The following is a 22,114-nucleotide window of genomic DNA, read 5'->3' on the forward strand; positions in this document are numbered from 1 at the left end:
TTCCTAACGCCTCGTGCATAGCAGGGGACCCCTGCTAACGCGACGCATACCACATCGCCAGCCGCCCGGCGGGGTTGTCCACAGGCCCGGCGGCTGTCCACAGGCCCGACCGAAGAGCACCCACGGTACGAGATCGCGATCGATGCTGTCCGACATGCGCAGCCTCCCTCCCCACTTCGCCGACCTCGCCGAACACCAGCAGCAGATCGTCAGCCGCGCGCAACTGCTCGCCGCCGGATTCGACGACATGTACCTCTACCGGCAGGCGCGACGCGGCCTGTGGCAGCGGGTACTGCCCGCGACGTACGCCCTGGTCACCGGCGTGCTGACCGACGAGCAGCGGCGGATCTCGGCGGCGCTCTACGCCGGGGCCGAGGCACAGGTGACCGGCCTGGCCGCACTGATCTGGTACGGCTTCCGGCAGAGCCCACGCACCGACGCCGTCCAACTCGTCGTGCCGCATCACGTGCGTCGCACGTCCGCCGGCTTCGCGGAGATCTCGCGCGCCCTCGCCCTGGACGGCAGCGCCCGCGCCACGCCGCTCTACCCGGTCTGCTCGCCGGCCCGCGCGGTGGTCGACGCGGCACGCGGGCTGCGGCAACTCCGTCCGGTGCGGGCCGTCGTCGCCGAGGCCGTGCAGCGGGGGTACGCGGACCTCGCCGCCCTGGACGAGGAGATCCGTCGGGCCCGGCGCAGCCGCACGGCGCTGATCCGGACGGCGTTCGCCGAGGTGGTGCACGGTGTGCGGTCGGCGCCGGAGGCCGACCTACGGGACTGCCTCGCGGCGAGCAGGGTGCTGTCGGAGATCCTCTGGAATCCCCGGCTACGGGACACGGCGGGCCGGGCGGCGCCGACGCCGGACGGCTACCTGCCGGATGCGGCGGTGGCGCTGGAGGTCGACTCGCAGGAGTACCACTTCCGCCCCGGTGACTGGGCACGCACCCTCGACCGGCACAACGAGTTGAGCCGACTCGGCGTCCTCGTGCTGCACTTCACGCCGGCCCAGATCCGGCGCGAGCCGCACCGGGTACGGCGCTCGGTGGAGGAGGCGTACGAGTCCCGGCGTGGCCTCGGTCCCACCGTCCGGCTACGCATCGACGTGCCGACGACGCCGATGCCACCCAGCGGCGAGGTGCACGGCTGACGGTGCCTGGCCGGACGGCGCTCCGGCACAGGCGGTGTTAGGAAGGGCCCCCTGCTATACGCCAGGCGTTAACAGGGTGCCCTTCCTTTCACGTCAGCAGCCGGGGAGGTGGTCGATCAGGTAGCGCTCGACCTGGTCCAGCGCGATCCGTTCCTGGGACATGGTGTCCCGGTTCCGGACGGTCACCGCGTTGTCGTCGAGCGTGTCGAAGTCGACCGTCACGCAGAACGGCGTGCCGATCTCGTCCTGCCGACGGTAGCGGCGGCCGATCGCCTGCGAGTCGTCGAACTCGACCACCCAGCGCTTGCGCAGGTCGGCGGCGAGCTGCTTGGCCTTGGGCGAGAGCGCCTCGTTGCGGGACAGCGGCAGCACCGCCACCTTCACCGGTGCCAGCCGAGGGTCGAAGCGCATCACGGTGCGCTTGTCCACGCCGCCCTTGGTGTTCGGCGCCTCGTCCTCGTCGTACGCCTCCAGCAGGAACGCCAGCACCGCGCGGGTGAGGCCGGCGGCCGGCTCGATCACGTACGGGACCCAGCGCTCCTGCTTGGTCTGGTCGAAGTACGACAGGTCGACGCCGGAGTGCTTGCTGTGCGTGGACAGGTCGAAGTCGGTGCGGTTGGCGATGCCCTCCAGCTCGGCGAACTCGGTGCCGCCGAACCGGAACTTGTACTCGATGTCGACGGTGCGTTTCGAGTAGTGCGAGAGCTTCTCCTGCGGGTGCTCGTAGAACCGCAGGTTCTCCTCGGCCAGACCGAGGTCGATGTACCAGTTCCAGCGCTCCTGCAACCAGTACTCGTGCCACTGCTCGTCGGTGCCGGGCTCGACGAAGAACTCCATCTCCATCTGCTCGAACTCGCGGGTGCGGAAGATGAAGTTGCCCGGGGTGATCTCGTTGCGGAACGACTTGCCTGTCTGCGCGATGCCGAACGGCGGCTTCTTGCGGGCGACGGTCTCGACGTTCTTGTAGTTGACGAAGATGCCCTGGGCGGTCTCCGGCCGCAGGTAGTGCAGACCCTCGTCGCTCTCCACCGGGCCGAGGTAGGTCTTCATCAGGCCGTTGAACATCCGCGGCTCGGTGAAGGTGCCCTTGTTCCCGCAGTTGGGGCAGTTCAGCTCCGTCAGGGCGGCCAGCGGCTTGCCGTGCTTGGCCTCGTACGCCTCTTCCAGGTGGTCGGCGCGGAACCGCTTGTGACAGGACTGGCACTCGGTCAGCGGATCGACGAAGGCGTCCAGGTGACCGGAGGCGGCCCACACGTCACGCGAGAGGATCACCGCGGAGTCCAGACCCACCACGTCGTCCCGCTGCTGGACCATGGTCTTCCACCACTGCCGGCGGACGTTCTCCTTGAGCTCCACGCCGAGCGGACCGTAGTCCCACGCCGACCGGGTGCCTCCGTAGATCTCGCTGGAGGGGAAGACGAATCCTCGACGCTTGGCGAGGCTGACGACGGCGTCGATACGGTCGGCTGGCATTTTTCCTCCTACGCCGACTGGCGGTCGGCGGGGACACGGTGGGATGAATCGAACGGTCCGGGACCACGGTACGACCCCGCCCGCCCCGGACCCAGCACATTACCTGCGGGCGGTCAGTTGACTCCGCAGACCTCCATGCCACCGGTCTGCTGGTCCTGCTGGAGCACGACCTGCTGACGTTCCTGCCCACCGCCGCTGAAGGTCACGTCCACCGGCACGGTCAGCGTGGTGGTGTCCACCTGGCCGACCCGGTAGGAGGAGATCTGCGGTTCGGCCGCCGCCCGGCGCTCGAACTCCTGCCGCGACTCGCGGCGTCGGGCGTCCTCGCAGAGCTGGTCGTAGGCCCGGCCGAACTCGCCGTCGGCGAGCGCCCGGTAGTAGTCGCCGGAGACCGTGCGCCCCTGCTCGTCGATCGCCTGCACCCCGCTGACCAGCAGGCCGACCACGGCCGTTCCGCCGCCACCGCAGCACAGCACCAGTGCCAGCGCACCGGCGCCGAGGCCGAGCCAGAGCCGGGTACGGCCGCCTTCGGTCGGTGGTGCCGCGAACGGCGGGGCCACGCCGGGCCCGGCCGGAGGTTCCGGGGTGCCGGGGTCCGATCCGCCGGACGGCGCGGGCGGCACGCCGGGCGTACCGGGAGGCGGCACGCCGGGCGTACCGGCGGGCGGCGGTGGGAGGCCGGGAGCACCGGTGGGCGGGGGCACGCCGGGGCCGCCGGTGGGCGGCGCGCCGGACGGGGCCGACGGCCGACCGGGGTCGCCCGGGGCCTGAGGTCCCTGCTGGCCGGGCAGCGGCTGGTGCGGTGGTGGGGCTGCCGGTCCGGGAGCGGTCATGGAAGCCAGCGTAGTGCCCGGCGGCTCACCGGTAAGGACCCGCAGCACGATCGCTGGCGGCCACCACCACGTCCCCGCCGGGCGCCGCAGTCGCCAGCGGCTCGTACGCGGACGGCTCGTCGATGCTCTCGGCGAGCAGCGGGACGGCGGTGACCTTGACGTCGAAACCACCGAGCGCCCGGCGGTAGGTGCCCACCGACTCCCACTCCGTCACCAGGCACCAGTGGCGCGGGTCGTCCAGTGCCCGGACGAGCTGTCCCCGCAGGTAGCCGGGCCGGGCGGCGAGCGCGGCGAGGGCCGCGTGGGCCCGGCCGGCGAAGTCCTCGGCGGCGTCTTCCTCGACCACGAACCGGTTGGTCACCAGCACCGGCTCCCCCTCCTCGTAGAGTCTGTGGGATGCAGCGTACGCAGCGCGGGATCCACGAGCGGCTGGCCCGGGCCAACCCGACGACGGTGTTCCTGATCACCCTGTTCCTGATGCTGGTCGCGTTCTTCGCGCCGGGAGTGATCGGCGGGCTGCTGACGTTGGCGATCGCCGCCGCTCTGGCCACGCTGCTGGTGACGACCTGGCAGGTGCAGACCCCGCCGACGCGGGCCATCCGGCTGCTGGCGCTCACCCTGCTGATCACCGTCGGCCTGGTGAAGCTGCTCTGACATGCACTCATGCGTTTTTGACAATCATTGTCGTTGTCGCGGAGAGTCGGTGTCATGACCTACCGCACCGCTCCGCGCGCTCTGGCCACCGCCACGGCCGCCCTGCTCGCCCTGGGTGGCCTCACCGCCTGCTCGACCGAGGACAGCCCGGCCGGTGCCGACCCGAATCGGATCGACGTGGTGGCCGGGTTCTATCCGTTGCAGTTCCTGGCCGAGCAGATCGGCGGCGACGCGGTGGCGGTCACGAACCTGGCCCGCCCCGGCGCCGAGCCGCACGACCTGGAGCTGAACCCGGGGCAGGTCGGTCAGATCAGCGAGGCGGAGTTGATCATCTTCCTGCACGGCTTCCAGCCCGCGGTGGACGAGGCGATCGACCAGAACGGCGGTGACCGCGCCTTCGACGTGGCGACCGTGGAGCCGCTGCTCGACGCCGCCGCCGGTGGCCACACCCACAGCCACGGCGACGACGACCACGGTCACGAGGACGACGACCACGGTCACGACCACGACGAGAAGAAGCCGGCCGACGCGGCCGAGCACGCCGAGGAGACCTCGGACGGTGCCAAGGACCCGCACGTCTGGCTGGACCCGACCCGGCTGGCCACCATCGGCGACAAGCTGGCCGAACGCCTCGGTGCCGTCGATCCGGACCGGGCCGGCGAGTACACCCAGCGGGCGGGCGCCCTGCGCACCGAGCTGGAGAAGCTGGACACCGAGTTCAGCGAGGGCCTGAAGACCTGCCAGCGGCGGGAGATCGTGGTCAGCCACACCGCGTTCGGTTACCTGGCGCAGAAGTACGAGCTGGAGCAGATCGGCATCACCGGCCTCTCCCCCGAGGACGAGCCGTCGCCGCAGCGGCTGGCCGCGGTGACCGAGGAGGCGCGGGAACACGGCGCCACCACGATCTTCTTCGAGACGTTGGTCAGCCCGAAGGTCGCCGAGACCATCGCCAAGGAGGTCGGCGCCCAGACCGCGGTGCTCGATCCGATCGAGGGTCTGTCCGCCGACAACGGCGGGGACTACCTTTCGGTGATGCGCACCAACCTGCAGACCTTGAGGACGGCGTTGAGCTGCTCGTGACACCTGACGTCATCACCGTGGAGCACGGGGTGGTCGGCTACGACGGCCGCCCCGTGCTCCGCGACGTGTCCCTGACCGTGACCACCGGCGAGGTGGTCGCGGTCCTCGGCGCCAACGGCTCCGGCAAGTCCACCCTGATCCGCGCCGTGCTCGGGCTCGTCCCGCTCACCGCCGGGTCGGTCACCCTCTTCGGTCACCGGGTACGCCGGTTCCGGCAGTGGCAGCGGCTCGGCTACGTGCCTCAGCGGCTCGGCGCGGGCAGCGGCGTACCGGCCACCGTGGCCGAGGTGGTCGCCTCCGGCCGGCTGGCCCGCCGCGGCATCCTGCGTCCGCCCGGCCGGGCCGACCGGGAGGCGGTGGCGGAGGCGTTGCGCGCCGTGGGCCTGGCCGACCGGGCCAAGGACCCCGTCTCCACGCTCTCCGGCGGGCAGCAGCAACGCACCCTGATCGCCCGCGCCCTGGCCGGACGCCCGGAACTGCTGGTGCTCGACGAACCCACGGCGGGGGTGGACGCGGCCAGCCAGGAGGCGTTCGCCGCGGCCCTGCGCGGTTTCGTCGACGACGGCGGCACGGTCCTGCTCGTCGCGCACGAGCTGGGCCCGCTCCGGCCGCTGATCAGCCGCGCGATCGTCGTACACCAGGGGCAGATCGCGCACGACGGCGCGGTCCCGGACCCGGCCGGGCACCACGCGGAGCCGGACCACGACCACGTGCATCCGCACGGCCCCGAGGAGCCCGCCGGCATGTGGAGCACAAGGTGAGTCTCTTCCAGTACGAATTCATGCTGCGCGCCCTGATCGGCGCGCTGATCATCGGGCTGGCCGCCCCGGCGCTCGGCATCTATCTGGTGCAGCGGCGACTCGCCCTGATCGGCGACGGCATCGGACACGTGGCGCTCACCGGCGTCGGTGCCGGCCTGCTGTTCCAGACCTCCCCGGTGATCATGGCGGTGATCGCGGCCACCATCGGGGCGATCGCCATCGAGCTGATCCGAGAACGCGGTCGCACCTCCGGCGACCTGGCGCTGGCGCTGCTGTTCTACGGCGGCATCGCCGGTGGCGTGGTGCTGGTGGGGCTCTCCGACAGCACCAGCGCCAACCTGAACGCGTACCTCTTCGGTGCGTTGACCACGACCTCCCGCGACGACCTGGTCACCATCGCGGTACTCGGCGTGGCGGTGCTGGCCGCGATGCTGGCGCTGCGCCCCGCGCTGTTCGCGGTCTGCCACGACGAGGAGTACGCCCGGGTCTCCGGGCTGCCGGTACGCGCGCTGAACCTGCTGCTGGCGATCACCACCGCGATCACCGTCACGATCGCCATGCGGGCCGTCGGCGTCCTACTGATCAGTGCGCTGATGGTCGTCCCGGTGGCCACCGCCCAGCAGGTCACCCGGGGGTTCCGCAGCACCATGACGGCGGCCATGGCGCTGGGCCTGTCCGCCGCCGGTGCGGGCATCTGGATGGCGGCGCTCGCCGACACCGCGCCGGGCGCCTCGGTGGTGGTCCTCGCGATCGCCTCGTTCGTGGTGGTCACCCTGCTGGCCGCCGCCTGGCGTCGACTCCGCCGCTCCCGACCGCAGCCCACGCCCGATCCGGAACCACACGAGGTGGTGCTCAGCCGGTCCTGATCACGGGTTCGGCTTCGGTATTGGTTACCGTTGCAGGGTGACCAGCGGATCCGGCTATGACGCCTTCGAGGGTGCCAGCGAGCTCCTGCGCGCCCTCTCGGCGCCGATCCGGCTCGCCATCGTCAGCGAGCTGGCCGACGGCGAGCGCTGCGTGCACGAGCTGGTGGATAAACTCGGCGTCGCGCAACCGTTGGTCTCCCAGCACCTGCGGGTGCTGCGCGGGGCCGGCGTCGTACGCGGTTCCCGACGTGGCCGGGAGATCGCGTACGCCCTGGTCGACGAGCATGTCGCGCACATCGTCGCCGACGCGGTCAGCCATGCCGGGGAGGAATCATGAGCGAGTGCTCCATCAGGTTCAGCACAAACACCGGCACGCGGCGGAGCGGAGGGTCGGCATGAGCGAGCCATGCGAGCGAATCATCAGACCCAGCACAAATGCCGGCACGCAGCGGAGCGGAGGGTCGGCATGAGCGAGAGTGCGGTGGTCCGCAACACCCGCCAGCGGTCGGCGGTGAGCGCGTTGCTGGCCGAGTTGGAGGGCTTCCACAGCGCCCAGGACCTGCACGCGATGCTGCGTGACCGCGGCGAGCGGGTCGGGTTGACCACGGTCTACCGGACGTTGCAGGGTCTGGCCGACGCGGGCGAGATCGACGTGATGCGCCCGCCCGGTGGCGAGCACCTCTATCGCAGGTGCAGCGAGGGTCATCACCACCATCTGGTCTGCCGGGCCTGCGGGCGGACGGTCGAGGTGGCCGGGCCGACGGTGGAGAACTGGGCCGACCGGGTGGCCGCCCAGCACGGCTTCACCGACGTCAGCCACACCCTGGAGATCTTCGGTACCTGCCCGGACTGCGCCCGCTGATCCCGCCTGCGCCCAGGATCGGGCGTCCGTGGGAGTGCCCGACACGTCCGAGCGTGGCACGCTGTCCGGCGTGAAGATCTACGCTGATCGTTTCCCGACCGCGCTGCGCCAGTTCCTCACCGATCTACTCGTCGTCGCCTGGGTGTACGCGGCGATCCGGGGTGCGCTCTGGCTGCACGATCTGGTGCAGAAGCTGGCCGTACCCGGGCAGAAGCTGGAGGGGGCCGGCGGCGGACTGGCCGACAACCTGGCCGACGCGGGCGGCAAGGTCGGCCGGGTGCCGTTGGTGGGCGACGAACTGACCGGCCCGTTCGAGCGGGCGGCCGGTGCGGCCCGTTCGCTCGCCGAGGCCGGGCGGGACCAGCAGGAGTTGGTCGACCAGTTGGCGTTGGCGTTGGCCGTCGGGCTGCTCATCGTGCCGCTGGGTCTGGTGCTGTTCGGCTGGCTGCCGCTGCGGGTGCGCTGGATGCGGCGAGCCGGTTCGGCGGCGGCGCTGGCCGCCGCGCCCGCCGGTCGGGACCTGCTGGCCCTGCGTGCCCTGGCCGGTCAGCCGCTACGCAAGCTCACCCGGATCTCCCCCGACGTCGCCGAGGCGTGGCGGCGCGGCGACGACACCACCGTCAACGCTCTGGCCGCCCTCGAACTCCGCCGCCTCGGCCTACACGACCCCCACCCCCACCCCTAACCCCACCCCACCCCCACCCCACGCCGGGTTGATCAAGAGGTTTGCGCCGTCCGCGCCGACGAGTCATGACCAAAACCTCTTGATCAACGCGGCGAAGGTGGGGGCGGTGGGGGGGGCGGGGGGGCGGGGGGTCAGGGGGCCGCCCAGGGATGGTCGGTCCAGACCCGCAAGGTCAGCCCGGGGAGAGACCGCTCGGGTCCTCCTCGTCGTCGATGTCGTCGTCGCCCCAGTTGCGGCGGCTGAACGGCAGGATCACCCAGAACGTGAGGAACCACAGGCCGGTGACCGCACTGAGCAGGAAGGCGATCGGCCGGGGGAGCACGAAGTCGGTGATCAGCAGCACCGAGCTGACCATCGCGACCAGCATGAAGGCGAGACCGGCGCTGGCCATCTTGTGGGCGAACTGCACCAGCTCCGGCTTGCGGCCCTGCCGGAACAGAGCCCGGTGGAACGCGACCGGCGAGATGATCATCGCGGTGGCACCGGCCGCCGCGATCAGCGCGACCACGTAGACGTCCCGCTGGAATTCCGTGGTACGCGTGAAGCCGTTGCTGAACGGCAGGGTGAGCAGGAAGGCGAAGAGGATCTGTACGCCGGTCTGCGCGACCCGCAACTCCTGAAGCAGGTCAGCGAAGTTCCGCTGCCACCGCTGCTTCTCGGTCTCCTTCGACACCGCGAACCTCCGAGGGAACACGCTCCACCCGGTCGGCACCCCCGACCGGCGGAACGCAGATGCCCCGCCGTGCACCACCCGAAACCGACTCAGGAACCGCGCCGGATCCGCCCTGCGTAACGGGCCTCCAGGGCATCGTTGTGCGCGTCGCCCCCGGCGATGTTGGCCGACAGGTAGACCGGCGGCTGCTCGTCGGCGGCCACCAGCCGGGCCACCACCTCGACCACGATCTGCTGCGCCAGCAACGCCGCCGTGATCGAGGAGACCGCCCCCACCGCGCCGCCGGACGGCAGCGGCAGGGTCGCGTCGCCGTACGGGGCACCGTTGTCCAGCACCACGTCGGCGAAGTCGGCGAGCTTGCGTCCGGACGGGTGCCGGGACTCCATCCGGGCCGAGTGCTGCGCCGAGGTGATCGCCACCAGCGGGTGGCCCCGCGCCACGACCAGCGAGGCGAACTCCACCATCGCCCCGTTCACGCCCGAGTTCGAGGCGAGCACGAAGACGTCACGCGGGCCGATCGGGGCGAGGTCGTAGAGCCGGTGCGCGACCGACGGGTCCCGTTCCAGTTTCGGGCCCAGCACGTCGGCCGGCTCTCCACCGTGCAGCACCAGGTCCCGCAGGGCGATCCGGTTGGTCGGCACCAGCCCGCCGGCCCGGCCGGCGATCTCCATCGCCAGGGCCTCCGAGTGACCGGTGCCGAAGGCGTGCACCACCCCGTCGGCGCGGACCGCCTCGGCGATCAGGTCGGCCGCCCGGGCCACCTGCTCCCGCTGGCTGCCCGCCACCCGGGTCATCGTCGCGGTCACCTCGGCCAGGTAGCCCTCGGCACTCAGCGTCATGCTCTCTCCCGCCTCCCTCGGATCGCCGCCGCCCGACGACCCCACCCAGCTTCCCGCACGGCCCGTGCCGCCGGACGGCCGGACGGCGGCACGGCCGCCCCAGGTCGACGCGGCGTTCCCGCTACGACACCGGCAGAAGTCAGGCGGTCGGGCGGGCGCGGGACCGGATCGCCTCGGCCAGCGGCGTCGGTGCCTCGTCCGGGATCCAGTGGCTGACGCCGGACAGCTCGACGAGGCGGTAGTCGCCGCTCACGTGTGCGGCGCAGGCCTGCGCGGCGGTCCGTCCGATGGCGGCATCGCGGTCGCTCCAGACGAAGGTGGTCGGCACCGACACCGGGCCGACCGCCGCCAGCTCGGCGCGGGACATCGCGCGATACCAGTTCAGCGCCGCGGTGAGCGCGCCCGGCTCGCGCAGCGGATCGGCGTACGCGGCCACCCGGGCGTCGTCGCCGACGTCGCGCAACAGTCGCCGCAACCCGAGCGCGTCGAGGGCGAGCAGCGTCTTCTCGGCCACGCCCGCCTGCCGGAACAGCAGCATGTACGCCGAGCGCGCCTTCTGCTGCGGGTCGTTGGCCAGCGCGTGCGCCATGGCGGCCGGGTGCGGCACGGAGACCGCGGTCAGCGTACGCACCCGGTCGGGGTGGCCGGCGGCGAGCGCCCAGGCGACGATGGCGCCCCAGTCGTGGCCGACCACGTGCGCCTGCCGCACGCCGAGCGCGTCGAGCACCGCCACCGCGTCGGCGACCAGCTCCCCCAGCCGGTACGCCGTCACCTCGCTCGGCCGTGCCTGCGGCGAGTAGCCCCGCTGGTCCAGCGCGTACGTGCGCAGGCCCGCGCCGTGCAGGACGGGCGTCACCGCGTCCCACTCGCCGGAGTTCTGCGGGAAGCCGTGCAGCAGCAGCACCCGCTCGCCCGACTCGGGGCCACCGGGGTGGATCTCGAACCGCAGTCCTCGGGCGTCGACGTGCATGCCCGGAACGCTACTCGTACTGGCGCTTGGGCACCGGCACCTGCCGCCACGACTCGATCTCCAGGTACGGGATCTCGGCGTCGTTGACCGGGTCCCGGCCGATCCGGTCGCTGTAGCGGCCGACCACCTCGACCCAACTGTCGTTGGGCAGCCCGATCGGCACGTCACCGGTGAGCCCGAGTTTGATCGGCCGCCCGTCGGCGGCGCAGCAGGAGAGCACCATCCGGGCCAGGATCGGCTCGCCACCGGCGCCGGTGGCGAGGAAGCCGGTGAGGACCACCCGCCGGTCGCCGATCGACGCGCCCCGGTCGAACAGCGCCCGGGAGGCGTAGTCGAGCACGCTGACCTGCACCGGGTCACCCTCCGGCAGCGGCGGGTAGTCGGACTCGCGGGGGGCGTTCAGCGCGGTGCCGGCCTGCCCCGCCGCGTACGACCCCAGCGCCGGTGGGGCCACCAGCAGCAGCCCGAGCACGGGCAGGATGAGCAGCCAGCCGACCCGGGGTTCGTGGTGGCCGTGGCCGTCGTGCTCGTCGTGGTCGGCCGGCTCCGGCGCGGCATCGCCTGCCGGACCGGTGGACCCGCCGCCGGTCGGGGCCATCGCCCGGGGCACGGAGGGCCGCAGTTCGTACCAGAGCGTCATCACCGCGGCGACCACCAGCAGCAGACCGGCGGCGATCAGGAACGGGCGCAGGCCCTCCTTGACGTAGCGCAGGTAGAGGTCGGTGACGCTGGCCCGGATCACCGCCCCACCCAGCAGCAGCAGGATCACCGCCTGTGCCTGTCGGTTCACAGCAGCACCATCCCGACTCCGGTGGCCACCAGCAGGGCGACCGCGAACGTGGCCGGGGCGAACCGGAAGGCGAACCGCCGGCCGAAGACACCGGCCTGCATCGAGATCAGCTTGAGGTCGACCATCGGCCCCACCACCAGGAAGACCAGTCGGGACGTGAGGGAGAACTGCGACAGCGAGGCCGCGACGAAGGCGTCCGCCTCGGAGCAGAGCGAGAGCAGGACGGCGAGCAGCGCCAGCGCCAGGATCGACAGCCAGGCGTTGTCCGCCAGGGTCTGGAGCCAGCGCTCCGGCACCAGCACGTTGATGCTGGCGGCGGCCATCGCGCCGAGCACCAGGAAGCCACCGGCGTGGGTGACGTCGTGCCGGACGGCGGCCCAGAAGGCCCGGCTCCGCCGGGGGTCGTCCAACTCCGGGCGGCGCGGCATCCTGATCCACTCGGTCCGACCGAGCCGCAGCCAGAGCCAACCCATGATCATTGCCACGACCAGGCTGGCGACCCCCCGGGCGAGGACCATCTCGGGGTTGTCGGGGAAGGCTACGGCGGTGGCGACCAGCACGATCGGGTTGACCGCCGGCGCGGCCAGCAGGAACGCCAGCGCCGCCGCCGGGGTGACGCCCCGACGGATCAGCGAGCCCGCGATCGGCACCGATCCGCACTCGCAGCCCGGCAGCACCACGCCGGCCGCGCTGGCCGCCGGCACCGCCAGCGCCGGGTGCCGGGGCAGCGCCTTGGCCCAGAACGACCGGGGTACGAAGACCGCGATCACGGCGGAGAGCAGGATGCCGAAGACCAGGAACGGCACCGCCTGCACCATGATCGAGACGAACACGGTGGTCCACGTCTGGATCCGGGGATCGTCCAACGCCCCGGCCAACGGATCACGGAAGATGATCAGCAGGACCAGCAGGCCCGCGAGGATCTCCACCGAGCCGATCCGGTCACCGAGCCAGCGCCGGGGCGGCTCGCCACCGCCCGGTCGGGCCGGACGCTCCTCGGTGGCCACGCCCGTCGGACGGCCCTCCGGATCACCGGCCGGCGCGGCATGGTCCGTGTCTGTGCTCACCCTGTCGCCTCTCGGCCAAGTGGATCGGCGGCCTGAGATTACCGTCCGGAGCCGATGACGTCGATGGATGTCACGAAACCGGGCGGGTTCCCGCGCGCGCCGACCACCGCCGGAACGCCCGTCGTCGGTACCCGGCATGACCTGCGTAGATCACATTGTCCGTCGATCTTCGAAGGTGTTAGCGTCGGCGGGACAACACCACCTCCGACAGGGGAGCGCACAGCGCTGAGAGTGCGGGTCCGCCCGCAGACCCTCCGTACCTGATCTGGGTAATGCCAGCGCAGGGAGTTCGGTCCACCTCCGGCCCGCCACGCCCGGCCACGCCGGACGCGGCGTGCGTCTTGCCTGGTTCGACACTGGACTGGGAGCACTCATGAGCCAACCGACCACCACTCGATGGCGCACCGTGGACATCGTCGTGGCCGCGGTGATCGCCGTCGGCTTCGGTGTCATCTTCTGGGCCTGGGGCCTGCTCTGGCGGGCGGTCGACCCGGCCTTCGCCTTCTTCCCGGCCAGCCAGGCCGTCATGTACGGCGTCTGGTTGGTCCCGGCGGTGCTCGGCGGACTGGTGATCCGCAAGCCGGGTGCCGCACTGTTCTGCGAGGCGGTCGCCGCCACCGTCTCCGCGCTGCTGGGTGCCGAGTGGGGCGGCATCACCATCGTCCAGGGCCTGCTCCAGGGACTCGGCGCGGAACTGGCCTTCGCCGCCTTCCGGTACCGCTCGTTCCGGCTGCCGACGGCACTGCTCGCCGGTGCGCTGACCGGCCTCGGTGCCGCCCTGTTCGACTTCTTCGCCTGGAACGCCGCCTACGAACTGGGCACCTACCGCATCCCGTACGCGCTGCTCACCGTGCTCAGTGCCACCGTGGTCGCCGGTGCCGGTGGCTACGCGCTGACCAGGGCGCTCGCCGGCACCGGTGTCCTGGACCGCTTCCCCGCCGGACGCGAACGGAACCTGGTCTGACCTCGCCCGGTGGAGCCGGTCCGACCGGCTCCACCGGGCCGAGGGTCGGGATCGGACAGCGGGGGTGACAGATGGGTGAGGTGCGGCTGCGCGGCTTCGGCTGGCGCCACGCCGGGCGGCGCGCCTGGGCGATCCGCGACGTGGACCTACGGGTACGGCGCGGCGAGCGGGTGCTGCTGCTCGGGCCCTCCGGCGCCGGCAAGAGCACCCTGCTCGCCGCGTTGGCCGGACTGCTGCCGGAGGACTCCGGTGAGCGGGAGGGCACCATCGAGATCGACGGTCGGGCACCGGCCGAGACCCGCGAACGGGTCGGCATCGTCTTCCAGGATCCGCAGTCCCAGCTCGTCATGGCCCGCAGCGGCGACGACGTCGCGTTCGGGCTGGAGAACCGGGGCGTACCCGCCGGGCAGATCTGGCCCCGGGTGGACGAGGCGCTGCGGCGGGTCGGCTTCCCGTACCCCCGGGACCGTCCCACCGCGGCGCTCTCCGGCGGTGAACAGCAGCGGCTCGCCCTGGCCGGAGTGCTCGCGCTCCGCCCCGACCTGCTGCTGCTCGACGAGCCCACCGCCAACCTCGACCCGGCCGGAGCCGACCTGGTCCGCACCGCCGTCTCCCGCGCGCTCGACGGCGACACCACTCTGATCCTGGTCGAACACCGGGTGGCCGACGCCCTGCCGCTGGTCGACCGGGTGGTGGTGCTCGACCCCGGTGGCGGCGTCCGCGTTGACGGCCCACCGGAGGCCGTCTTCGCCGCCCACGGCGACGCCCTCGCCGCCGACGGCGTCTGGGTACCCGGCCACCGGATCCCGCCCCGCCGGGCCACCACCGGACCCGGCGAGGTGTTGCTCACCGCCGACCGGCTCGGCCGTCCACCCCGACTGGCCCCCACCGACCTGGCGGTACGCGCCGGTACCGCCCTCGCCGTGCTCGGCCCCAACGGTGCCGGCAAGTCCACCCTCGCGGTGCTGCTCGGCGGGCTGCTCAAGCCGGGCACCGGGCGCCTGATGGCCGGCGTCGAGCTGGCCGGGGCCGACGCCCGTACGCCACCGCACCGGTGGCGGGCACCCGCACTGGCCCGCCGGATCGGCTCGGTGTTCCAGGACCCGGAGCACCAGTTCGTCACCGGTACGGTCTTCGACGAGCTGGCGCTCGGCCCCCGGCGTACCGGTGCCGCCGAGACGGAGGTGCGCCGACGCGTCGACGAGCTGCTGCACCGGCTGCGGTTGGACCGGCTGGCCGGCGCGAACCCGTACACCCTCTCCGGCGGCGAGGCGCGGCGGCTGAGCGTGGCGACCGCCCTGGCCACCGCGCCCCGGCTGGTGATCTGCGACGAACCCACCTTCGGCCAGGACCGGCGCACCTGGCGGGAGCTGGTCGACCTGTTCGCCGAGCAACGCGACGACGGCCACGCCCTGGTCACGGTCACCCACGACACCGAGTTCGTCGCCGCGCTCGCCGACCGGACGCTGACGCTGACGCCCGCAACGCCGCCCGGTGCCCCGCCGTCGACCTCTTCTGCGGCGGGGTACCGATGATCGACCTCGAACCGGTCGCCCGGCCGGACGCGCCGCTGGCCCGGCGGAATCCGGTGGCCAAGCTGGCGGCGGCGCTGCTGTTCGCGTTTCCGCTGCTGGCGACGCTGGACCCGGTCGCACCGGCGATCGCGATCGCGATCGAGCTGGCGGTCCTACCGCTGTTCGGGGTGCGCTACCGGGTGCTGTTCCGTCGGGTGTGGCCGTTGCTGGTCGCCGCCGTGGGCGTCCTGGTCACGCTGGTGCTCTTCGCCGCGGACCGCTCCGGCCGGGTACTGCTCGACGCCGGACCGGTCGTGGTCACCTCGACGGTGCTGCTCACCGCGCTCGGCCTGGTGCTGCGCCTGTTCGCGGTGGCCCTGCCCGGCGTGATCGTCTTCGCCACCACCGATCCGACCGACCTGGCCGACGCCCTGGTGCAGAACGCCCGCGCACCGGCCCGGTTCGCGATCGGCGCGCTGGCGGCGTTCCGGCTGCTGCCGCTGCTCGGGCAGGAGTGGCAGATGATCGCGATGGCCCGCCGGGCACGTGGCGTGGAGGCGGGCCGCAACCCGGTGGCGAAGCTACGGCTCTTCGTGTCCACCGCGTTCACGCTGCTGGTCGGGGCGATCCGCCGAGGCACCCGGCTGGCGGTCGCGATGGACGCGCGCGGCTTCGACGCCGGGGTGCCGCGTACCGTCGCCCGCCGGCAGCACTTCGGTGCGGCCGACTGGCTGCTGGTCGTCGTCGCGACGGCGCTGGCCGTCACCGCCTTGGGCGTCAGCGTCGCACTCGGCACCTTCCGCCCGCTGATCGGCTGAGCCGCGACGGGGATGGGTGGATCTGTCGTCGTTGGGACGACAGATCCACCCACCCCGTACGGCGACCCGGTCGCTCACCTCCGCCGGAAGGCGTACTGCCGGACCGCTCCGGCACGCTGCCCGCGGCCGGAGCTGAAACCGTTGCCTCGGCGCGGCGGACCGGCTCGATGAAGCGGGTGTCAGTAGCGCATGTCCCGGACGCTATCCGGCCGGTACGAGGAACGCATCCGAATTGTCGACGCCCCCCGGTGGCGTGCGCTATGCGACCACCTGATGACCAGCGGTGGGGGGACGGAGCGGTAGCGGGTCCGGCCGCGATACCGTCGCAGCACTACAGGTAGACGGCGGAAGGTGGCGACGAGGATGGCGGATCGGGCTACGGCGCAGATCGGTGTGACCGGGCTGGCGGTGATGGGCCGCAACCTGGCCCGGAACCTGGCTCGCAACGGGTTCACCGTGGCGTTGCACAACCGCTCGCCGGAGCGGACCCGGTCGCTGGTGGCGGAGCACGGCGACGAGGGCACGTTCGTCCCGACGGAGTCCCTGGCGGACTTCGTGGCCGCGCTGGAGCGTCCCCGCGCGGTGATCATCATGGTCAAGGCGGGCGGTCCCACCGACGCGGTGATCGACGAGTTGGTGCCGCTGCTCGAAGAGGGCGACATCATCATCGACTGCGGTAACGCGCACTTCGCCGACACCCGTCGCCGGGAGGAGGCGCTGCGGACCAAGGGCCTGCACTTCGTCGGCACCGGTGTCTCCGGCGGCGAGGAGGGCGCCCTCTGGGGGCCGAGCATCATGCCGGGCGGGTCGGCCGAGTCGTACCGCAAGCTCGGACCGATCTTCGAGAAGATCGCCGCGCAGGTCGACGGCGAGTCCTGCTGCGAGCACGTCGGACCGGACGGTGCCGGGCACTTCGTGAAGATGGTCCACAACGGCATCGAGTACGCCGACATGCAGCTCATCGCCGAGGCGTACGACCTGTTGCGGGCCGGCCTGGGCGCGACCCCGTCGGAGCTCGCGGAGATCTTCCGGGAGTGGAACTCCGGTGAGCTGGAGTCCTTCCTGATCGAGATCACCGCCGACGTGCTGGCGCACACCGACGCGGCCACCGGTGAGGCGTTCGTGGACGTGGTGCAGGACCGGGCCGAGCAGAAGGGCACCGGCCGGTGGACCGTCCAGATCGCCCTCGACCTGGGCATCCCGATCACCGGCATCGCCGAGGCGACGTTCGCCCGGTCGCTGTCCGGCCACGTCGACCAGCGTGAGGCCGCCGTGCGGGCGTTCCCGGACTCCGGGGAGAAGTGGCAGGTCAGCGACCGCGAGGCGTTCATCGAGGACGTACGTCGGGCGCTGCTCGCCTCCAAGATCGTGGCGTACGCGCAGGGCTTCGACCAGATCCGTGCCGGCAGCGCCGAGTACGACTGGAACATCGACCTCGGCGGCACGGCGAAGATCTGGCGGGGCGGCTGCATCATCCGGGCCCGCTTCCTGGACCGGATCAAGCAGGCGTACGACGAGCAGCCGGAGCTGCCCACGCTGCTGGTCGCGCCGTGGTTCGCGGACACCGTGCGCGACGGTGTGCCAAGCTGGCGGCGCGTGGTGGCCGAGGCGGCCCGGGCCGGCGTGCCGGCACCCGCGTTCGCCTCGTCGCTGGCCTACTTCGACGCGCTGCGCGCGCAGCGTCTCCCGGCCGCGCTCATCCAGGGTCTGCGGGACAACTTCGGCGCGCACACCTACCGTCGGGTCGACCGTGACGGTTCCTTCCACACCCTGTGGGCCACCCCCGACCGCGCCGAGACGCCGGCCTGACCGTAAGGACCTGATGTAAGGAAGGGTCCCCTGCTATGCACCAGGCGTTAGCAGGGGACCCTCCTTACCCGCGCACCCGCACGACGCCGCCCCTGCCGCCACGTTCGGCGGCAGGGGCGGCGCTGTGTAGGTCAGAAGAAACGGCGACGCCGGGCCTTCTGCGGGCGGATCAGGTCCGCCCCCTGCGTGAGCAGGCGACTGGCCCGAGACGGGCCTCGCCGGGATTCCATCGAGTGGCTGAGCCGGCGGGCACCGGCGGCCGCCAACGGAACCGCAACGGCCATCACCGCCCACTGGGCTACGCGCTTGCGCATCATGTGGGTTCACCTCCGTCAGTGGCTGCTGACGACACTGATACCCAGTCCGACCGGTCGCTAAGCGTCAGCCGGTCGGGGCCACCGGGTTGGGCAGCGCGCCGCCGAAGCGGCGGTCCCGCTGGGCGTACAGCTCGCAGGCGTACCACAGGTGGCGGCGGTCGAAGTCGGGCCAGAGCGTGTCCAGGAAGACCAGCTCCGCGTACGCGCTCTGCCAGAGCATGAAGTTCGAGGTGCGCTGCTCGCCGGAGGGGCGCAGGAACAGGTCCACCTCGGGCACCTCGGGGTGGTACAGGTAGCGCTCGACGGTCTTCTCGTTGACCTTGCCCGGGTCCAGCCGACCCGCGGCCACGTCCCGGGCGATCGCGGCGGCGGCGTCGGCGATCTCCGCCTGCCCGCCGTAGTTGACGCAGAACTGGAGCGTCAGCGTCGAGTTCCCCCGGGACATCTCCTCGGCGGTCTGCAACTCGGAGATGACGCTCTTCCACAACCGTCCGGCCCGACCCGACCAGACCACCCGTACGCCGAGGTCGACGAGCTGGTCCCGACGACGGCGGATGACGTCCCGGTTGAAGCCCATCAGGAAGCGCACCTCGTCCGGCGAGCGCCGCCAGTTCTCGGTGGAGAAGGCGTACGCCGACAGGTAGGGGATGCCCAGCTCGATGGCGCCCTCGACGGTGTCGAAGAGGGAGAACTCCCCCGCCTCGTGGCCCTTGGTGCGGGGCAGCCCGCGCTCCTTGGCCCAGCGGCCGTTGCCGTCCATCACCACGGCGACGTGCCGGGGCACCGCCTCCGACGGCAGCGCCGGAGGTCGGGCGCCCGACGGGTGCGGCGTCGGCGGCACCGGCGCGCGCCGGTCGGCCCTGGTGGATCGGATCACTCGGCTCTCCCTGCTCGACTCCATCGACGCCCGGTCGGGCGTCAGCCCTCGCCGGCCGGGTCGCGCGGCGGGGCCGCCCCGGCACGCCCACCGCCGGGTCGGACCGTGCCGGTCGCCGGGCCGCCCCGGTCCACCAGCGGCAGCGAGCGTAGCGCGCGCTCCAGGTGCCACTGCAGGTGCGCCGCGACCAGTCCGCTGCACTCCCGGCGTACGCCGTTCTCGGTGGCGTCGGCGACCCGCCAGTCACCGGTGGTCAGGGCGGACATCAGGTCGATGGTGGCCGGGGCCGGATGGGACGCGCCGGGCGGGCGGCAGTCCGGGCAGACCGCGCCTCCGGCGGGTACGGAGAACGACCGGTGCTGCCCCGGGGTGCCGCAGACCGCGCAGGCGGTCAACGCCGGTGCCCAACCGGCCAACGCCATGCCGCGCAGCAGGTACGCGTCGAGCACCAGCGTCGTCGCGTGGCTGCCCTCGGCCAGCGCCTTCAACGCACCCAGGGTGAGCTGGAAGAGCCGCAGCGACGGCTCCCGTTCCACCGGGGTGAGGCGTTCGGCGGTCTCGGCGATGGCGCTGGCCGCGGTGTAGCGGGGGTAGTCACCGAGGAACCGCTTGCCGTACAGGTCGATCCCCTCGACCTGGCTGACGCTGTGCAGCGAACTGCCCAGCTCACCCTTGGGGTCACCGGCGAGTTGCAGGTCGACGTGGCCGAAGGGTTCCAGCCGGGCGCCGAACTTCGAGGTGGTGCGGCGTACCCCCCGGGCGACCGCGCGCAGCCGACCGTGCCGCCGGGTGAGCAGGGTGATGATCCGGTCCGACTCGCCGAGTTTCTGCACACGCAGCACCACCGCGTCGTCGCGGTAGAGCTGTCGGCGGTACCCGGCCATCGCGTCATTCTCCCTCCCCGCCGGAGTTCGGGTTCGCCCCCGGGTCGGATCTCAGGGTCGGCTCGGGGTCGAGAGGCCGTCTTACCCCGATGTGCGCCGCCCGGCACCGGACGTAGCGTGCTCGGCATGGCTCTGCACCTGACCACCCCGGCGCGCCGGTCCGCCACCCCACCGCCGGCCGCCCCACCGCCGGCCGCCACCGCGCGGCCGAACGCCACCGCTCGCCGGGGTGTCGTGGCGGCCGTCGCGGCCACCACCCTGATCGTGCTCGCCGGGTGTGACAACCTCTCCTTCGGCCGGTTGGACTTCGACAACACCGAGGCCACCCGGATCACCGCGATCCGGGTGCTGCCGGGCTCCGGTGACGTGATGGTCCGCGCCGACGGCGGGGTGGACGGCGTCCGCATCAAGCGCGTGGTGCGCTACCAGGGCAACCAACCGCAGACGTCGTACGAGATCACCGGCACCGAACTGGTCCTGGACACCTCCTGCGGCAACCGGTGCAGCGTCTCCTACGAGATCACCACCGGTGAGGGGGTCAGCGTGCGGGGCGAGGCCGGCTCCGGCGAGGTCGATCTGAGCCGGGTCGGCGCGGTGGAGGTCACCGTCGGCTCCGGCGACGTCCGGGTGGCCGGCGCCGCCGGCCCGGTCCGGGTGGAGACCGGCTCCGGCAACATCGAGGTGTACGACGTGCCGGAGTCGGTGGTGCTCCGCAGCGGATCCGGCAACATCACCGCGAACCGGCTCGGTGGTGAGGTGGACGCGGAGGCCCGATCCGGCAACGTCACCGTCGAACTGGACCGCCCCGCCTCCGCCCGCGCGCACGCGTCCAGCGGTCACGTCGAGCTGACCGTGCCGGCCGGTGCGTACCAGGTGTTCTCGACGGTCGGCTCGGGCTCGGCCGACCTGGGCGTACCGCACGACCCGTCCGCGACGCCCGTGCTCGACGTCGCCACCGGCAGCGGCGACCTCACCGTCACGTCCCGCTGACGTCGTCGCCGCGCCCACGCTGCCCCGGCACCGACTTCTCCCGCCGCCGGGCGGCCCCACCGGCGGCGCGGGCGGCGCCGACCGGCTCATCCCCGCCGGCCCGGACGTCGTCGGTCGGCACTCCCCCACCGGATCCCGGACGGCCGCCATCGGTCGGCACCTCCCCACCGGACCCCGCAGGACCGCACGGTGCCGGGGTGCCACCCGGCCGACGGGGTGCGCGGGCAGACGACGCCGGGCGACCACCGGGGATCAGCTCCGGCGGACGCTGCGCCGCCACGTCCTCGACCCAGCCGAACGCGGCGGTCACCACGCCGACCAGGGCGAAGACCATCACCACCCGGATGGCCTGGCCCAGCAGGTTCTGGTGCGACCAGCCCACCACGTCCACCAGTGGCGTGAGCGCGACCACGAAGGCCATGTGCCACAGATAGACGGTCAGCGCCCGTCGGTTCAGCACGGTGACCACGCGCCCGACCACCTCGTTGCGGTCCACCCAGGCGGCAGCCGACGGTGCCCGGCCGAGCGCCACCAGGATGAACGCGGCCGACCAGAGGGCGTTGCCGAGCGGGATGTCGTTGAGGTCGTAGCCGCGCGGACCGGGGTTGGCCAGGATCCAGGCGCCGCCGGTCGCCGCGAGTGTCAGGACGACCGGCACCAGCACCCGGTTGGCCATCCGGCGCAGCATGCCCGCCTGGTGGGCGAAGCCCAGCAGCCACGCGCCGAAGTAGAGGCCGAACTCGCGCAGGACGCCGTGCGGGTTCTCGTAGATGCCGAACTCGATGGAGATCAGCAGGAGGTAGGGGGCGAGCAGGGTGGGCAGCGGGAACCGTCGGAACAGCCAGATGGCGATCGGCGAGGCGAGCACGAACCAGAGGTAGTCCCGCAGGTACCAGATCGGACTCAGCGCCAGCGCACCCCAGTAGTTCGCCGGTGGGTCGGCGACCGGGAACAGCCAGAGCAACACCTTGGGGGTCAACGGCAGCCCGGTGAACAGCATCGCCGGCACGAAGATCGCGGCGACCACCCAGAGCGACGGCAGCAGCCGCCGCAGCCGCCGCCCCACCGCAGCCGGGCCGACCCGGTACAGCGTGGCGGCCATCAGCGACCCGGCCATCGCGAACATCACCGACATCGCCGGGAACAGCACGGTCAGCGACGCCCAACCGGTGACGTGGTAGACGACGACCCGCACGATGGCCAGTGCACGCAACAGGTCAAGGTAACGGTTTCGCATCAGCCTG

The 22,114-nt window shown here is 72.3% G+C and carries 25 protein-coding genes and 1 riboswitch; of the genes, 13 read left to right on the forward strand and 12 right to left on the reverse strand.

The window, feature by feature from the left end:
* The first annotated feature begins 154 nt into the window (after window positions 1-154).
* Window positions 155-1,144, forward strand: coding sequence for a type IV toxin-antitoxin system AbiEi family antitoxin domain-containing protein (locus tag ACQVFL_RS23590; RefSeq protein WP_431727627.1), 990 nt, complete (start codon window positions 155-157; stop codon window positions 1,142-1,144).
* Window positions 1,145-1,237: 93 nt separating this feature from the next.
* On the opposite strand, the gene ACQVFL_RS23595 is transcribed toward ACQVFL_RS23590, so the two are convergent.
* The 3 genes from ACQVFL_RS23595 to ACQVFL_RS23605 all read right to left on the reverse strand — a co-directional run bounded on the left by ACQVFL_RS23595 (window position 1,238) and on the right by ACQVFL_RS23605 (window position 3,817).
* The gene (locus ACQVFL_RS23595; RefSeq protein ID WP_396698708.1) at window positions 1,238-2,617 is read right to left on the reverse strand and encodes a glycine--tRNA ligase; all 1,380 of its coding nucleotides are present in this window, start codon (window positions 2,615-2,617) and stop codon (window positions 1,238-1,240) included.
* A 113-nt stretch (window positions 2,618-2,730) separates the two neighbouring features.
* Window positions 2,731-3,240: a hypothetical protein gene (locus ACQVFL_RS23600; protein ID WP_396698836.1), complete on the reverse strand. Its 510-nt coding sequence runs from the start codon at window positions 3,238-3,240 to the stop codon at window positions 2,731-2,733.
* A gap of 235 nt (window positions 3,241-3,475) precedes the next feature.
* Window positions 3,476-3,817 carry an antibiotic biosynthesis monooxygenase family protein gene (locus ACQVFL_RS23605; RefSeq protein ID WP_396698710.1) on the reverse strand — a complete coding sequence of 114 codons (342 nt, stop codon included), beginning with the start codon at window positions 3,815-3,817 and terminating at the stop codon, window positions 3,476-3,478.
* Between the two features lie 29 nt (window positions 3,818-3,846).
* Here ACQVFL_RS23605 and ACQVFL_RS23610 point away from each other — a divergent pair, with 29 nt between their 5' ends.
* From ACQVFL_RS23610 to ACQVFL_RS23640, 7 genes are all read left to right on the forward strand, one after another.
* Window positions 3,847-4,104: a hypothetical protein gene (locus ACQVFL_RS23610; protein WP_396698712.1), complete on the forward strand. Its 258-nt coding sequence runs from the start codon at window positions 3,847-3,849 to the stop codon at window positions 4,102-4,104.
* Window positions 4,105-4,158: 54 nt separating this feature from the next.
* Window positions 4,159-5,184, forward strand: a complete 1,026-nt coding sequence (locus ACQVFL_RS23615) for a metal ABC transporter substrate-binding protein (RefSeq protein WP_431727628.1) — start codon at window positions 4,159-4,161, stop codon at window positions 5,182-5,184.
* Window positions 5,181-5,945, forward strand: coding sequence for a metal ABC transporter ATP-binding protein (locus tag ACQVFL_RS23620; protein ID WP_431727629.1), 765 nt, complete (start codon window positions 5,181-5,183; stop codon window positions 5,943-5,945). Before ACQVFL_RS23615 ends, ACQVFL_RS23620 begins: the two co-directional genes overlap by 4 nt.
* Entirely contained in the window at window positions 5,942-6,811 is an 870-nt protein-coding gene (locus ACQVFL_RS23625; protein ID WP_431727630.1) for a metal ABC transporter permease, read from the forward strand. The genes ACQVFL_RS23620 and ACQVFL_RS23625 overlap by 4 nt, the downstream gene beginning before the upstream one ends.
* 37 nt (window positions 6,812-6,848) lie before the next feature.
* Window positions 6,849-7,148: an ArsR/SmtB family transcription factor gene (locus tag ACQVFL_RS23630; protein ID WP_350699805.1), complete on the forward strand. Its 300-nt coding sequence runs from the start codon at window positions 6,849-6,851 to the stop codon at window positions 7,146-7,148.
* A gap of 129 nt (window positions 7,149-7,277) precedes the next feature.
* On the forward strand, window positions 7,278-7,673 hold the full coding sequence (locus ACQVFL_RS23635; protein ID WP_396698721.1) for a Fur family transcriptional regulator: 396 nt from the start codon (window positions 7,278-7,280) through the stop codon (window positions 7,671-7,673).
* 70 nt (window positions 7,674-7,743) lie between these two features.
* Window positions 7,744-8,358, forward strand: a complete 615-nt coding sequence (locus ACQVFL_RS23640) for a hypothetical protein (protein WP_396698723.1) — start codon at window positions 7,744-7,746, stop codon at window positions 8,356-8,358.
* Between the two features lie 172 nt (window positions 8,359-8,530).
* Here ACQVFL_RS23640 and ACQVFL_RS23645 read toward each other — a convergent pair whose 3' ends face one another.
* The 5 genes from ACQVFL_RS23645 to ACQVFL_RS23665 form a co-directional block, all read right to left on the reverse strand.
* Window positions 8,531-9,031: a DUF6328 family protein gene (locus ACQVFL_RS23645; RefSeq protein ID WP_396698725.1), complete on the reverse strand. Its 501-nt coding sequence runs from the start codon at window positions 9,029-9,031 to the stop codon at window positions 8,531-8,533.
* An 89-nt stretch (window positions 9,032-9,120) separates the two neighbouring features.
* Window positions 9,121-9,870 carry a sugar isomerase domain-containing protein gene (locus tag ACQVFL_RS23650; protein ID WP_431727631.1) on the reverse strand — a complete coding sequence of 250 codons (750 nt, stop codon included), beginning with the start codon at window positions 9,868-9,870 and terminating at the stop codon, window positions 9,121-9,123.
* A 139-nt stretch (window positions 9,871-10,009) separates the two neighbouring features.
* The gene (locus ACQVFL_RS23655) at window positions 10,010-10,840 is read right to left on the reverse strand and encodes an alpha/beta fold hydrolase (protein WP_431727632.1); all 831 of its coding nucleotides are present in this window, start codon (window positions 10,838-10,840) and stop codon (window positions 10,010-10,012) included.
* 10 nt (window positions 10,841-10,850) lie between these two features.
* On the reverse strand, window positions 10,851-11,630 hold the full coding sequence (locus ACQVFL_RS23660; protein WP_396698730.1) for a TIGR03943 family putative permease subunit: 780 nt from the start codon (window positions 11,628-11,630) through the stop codon (window positions 10,851-10,853).
* Window positions 11,627-12,697, reverse strand: a complete 1,071-nt coding sequence (locus ACQVFL_RS23665) for a permease (RefSeq protein ID WP_396698732.1) — start codon at window positions 12,695-12,697, stop codon at window positions 11,627-11,629. The genes ACQVFL_RS23660 and ACQVFL_RS23665 overlap by 4 nt, the downstream gene beginning before the upstream one ends.
* 199 nt (window positions 12,698-12,896) lie before the next feature.
* Window positions 12,897-13,001, forward strand: a riboswitch (TPP riboswitch).
* Window positions 13,002-13,070: 69 nt separating this feature from the next.
* On the opposite strand from ACQVFL_RS23665, the gene ACQVFL_RS23670 reads away from it, so the two are divergent.
* The 4 genes from ACQVFL_RS23670 (at window position 13,071) to gndA (ending at window position 17,802) form a co-directional block, all read left to right on the forward strand.
* The gene (locus ACQVFL_RS23670; RefSeq protein ID WP_396698734.1) at window positions 13,071-13,661 is read left to right on the forward strand and encodes an ECF transporter S component; all 591 of its coding nucleotides are present in this window, start codon (window positions 13,071-13,073) and stop codon (window positions 13,659-13,661) included.
* Between the two features lie 71 nt (window positions 13,662-13,732).
* Complete coding sequence (locus tag ACQVFL_RS23675; protein WP_431727633.1) at window positions 13,733-15,196, forward strand: ABC transporter ATP-binding protein; 1,464 nt, start codon at window positions 13,733-13,735, stop codon at window positions 15,194-15,196.
* Complete coding sequence (locus ACQVFL_RS23680; protein ID WP_431727634.1) at window positions 15,193-15,993, forward strand: energy-coupling factor transporter transmembrane component T family protein; 801 nt, start codon at window positions 15,193-15,195, stop codon at window positions 15,991-15,993. The genes ACQVFL_RS23675 and ACQVFL_RS23680 overlap by 4 nt, the downstream gene beginning before the upstream one ends.
* 363 nt (window positions 15,994-16,356) lie before the next feature.
* Window positions 16,357-17,802, forward strand: a complete 1,446-nt coding sequence (gene gndA / locus ACQVFL_RS23685; protein ID WP_396698740.1) for an NADP-dependent phosphogluconate dehydrogenase — start codon at window positions 16,357-16,359, stop codon at window positions 17,800-17,802.
* Between the two features lie 131 nt (window positions 17,803-17,933).
* Here gndA and ACQVFL_RS23690 read toward each other — a convergent pair whose 3' ends face one another.
* From ACQVFL_RS23690 to recO, 3 genes are all read right to left on the reverse strand, one after another.
* Window positions 17,934-18,119 carry a hypothetical protein gene (locus ACQVFL_RS23690; RefSeq protein WP_176095300.1) on the reverse strand — a complete coding sequence of 62 codons (186 nt, stop codon included), beginning with the start codon at window positions 18,117-18,119 and terminating at the stop codon, window positions 17,934-17,936.
* Between the two features lie 64 nt (window positions 18,120-18,183).
* A complete protein-coding gene (locus ACQVFL_RS23695; RefSeq protein WP_396698838.1) occupies window positions 18,184-18,960 on the reverse strand; it encodes an isoprenyl transferase in 777 nt (258 codons plus the stop codon).
* Window positions 18,961-19,037: 77 nt separating this feature from the next.
* On the reverse strand, window positions 19,038-19,880 hold the full coding sequence (gene recO / locus ACQVFL_RS23700; RefSeq protein WP_396698744.1) for a DNA repair protein RecO: 843 nt from the start codon (window positions 19,878-19,880) through the stop codon (window positions 19,038-19,040).
* Window positions 19,881-20,006: 126 nt separating this feature from the next.
* On the opposite strand from recO, the gene ACQVFL_RS23705 reads away from it, so the two are divergent.
* Window positions 20,007-20,870 carry a DUF4097 family beta strand repeat-containing protein gene (locus ACQVFL_RS23705; RefSeq protein ID WP_431727635.1) on the forward strand — a complete coding sequence of 288 codons (864 nt, stop codon included), beginning with the start codon at window positions 20,007-20,009 and terminating at the stop codon, window positions 20,868-20,870.
* Here the strand turns inward: ACQVFL_RS23705 and ACQVFL_RS23710 are convergent.
* Window positions 20,857-22,107 (reverse strand): acyltransferase, encoded by a 1,251-nt coding sequence (locus tag ACQVFL_RS23710; RefSeq protein ID WP_396698748.1) that lies wholly within the window; start codon window positions 22,105-22,107, stop codon window positions 20,857-20,859. The two genes, ACQVFL_RS23705 and ACQVFL_RS23710, sit on opposite strands and share 14 nt — an antisense overlap.
* Window positions 22,108-22,114: the final 7 nt, after the last annotated feature.

The organism is Verrucosispora sp. TAA-831 (assembly GCF_050780145.1).
In the GTDB taxonomy this organism is placed as follows: domain Bacteria; phylum Actinomycetota; class Actinomycetes; order Mycobacteriales; family Micromonosporaceae; genus Micromonospora.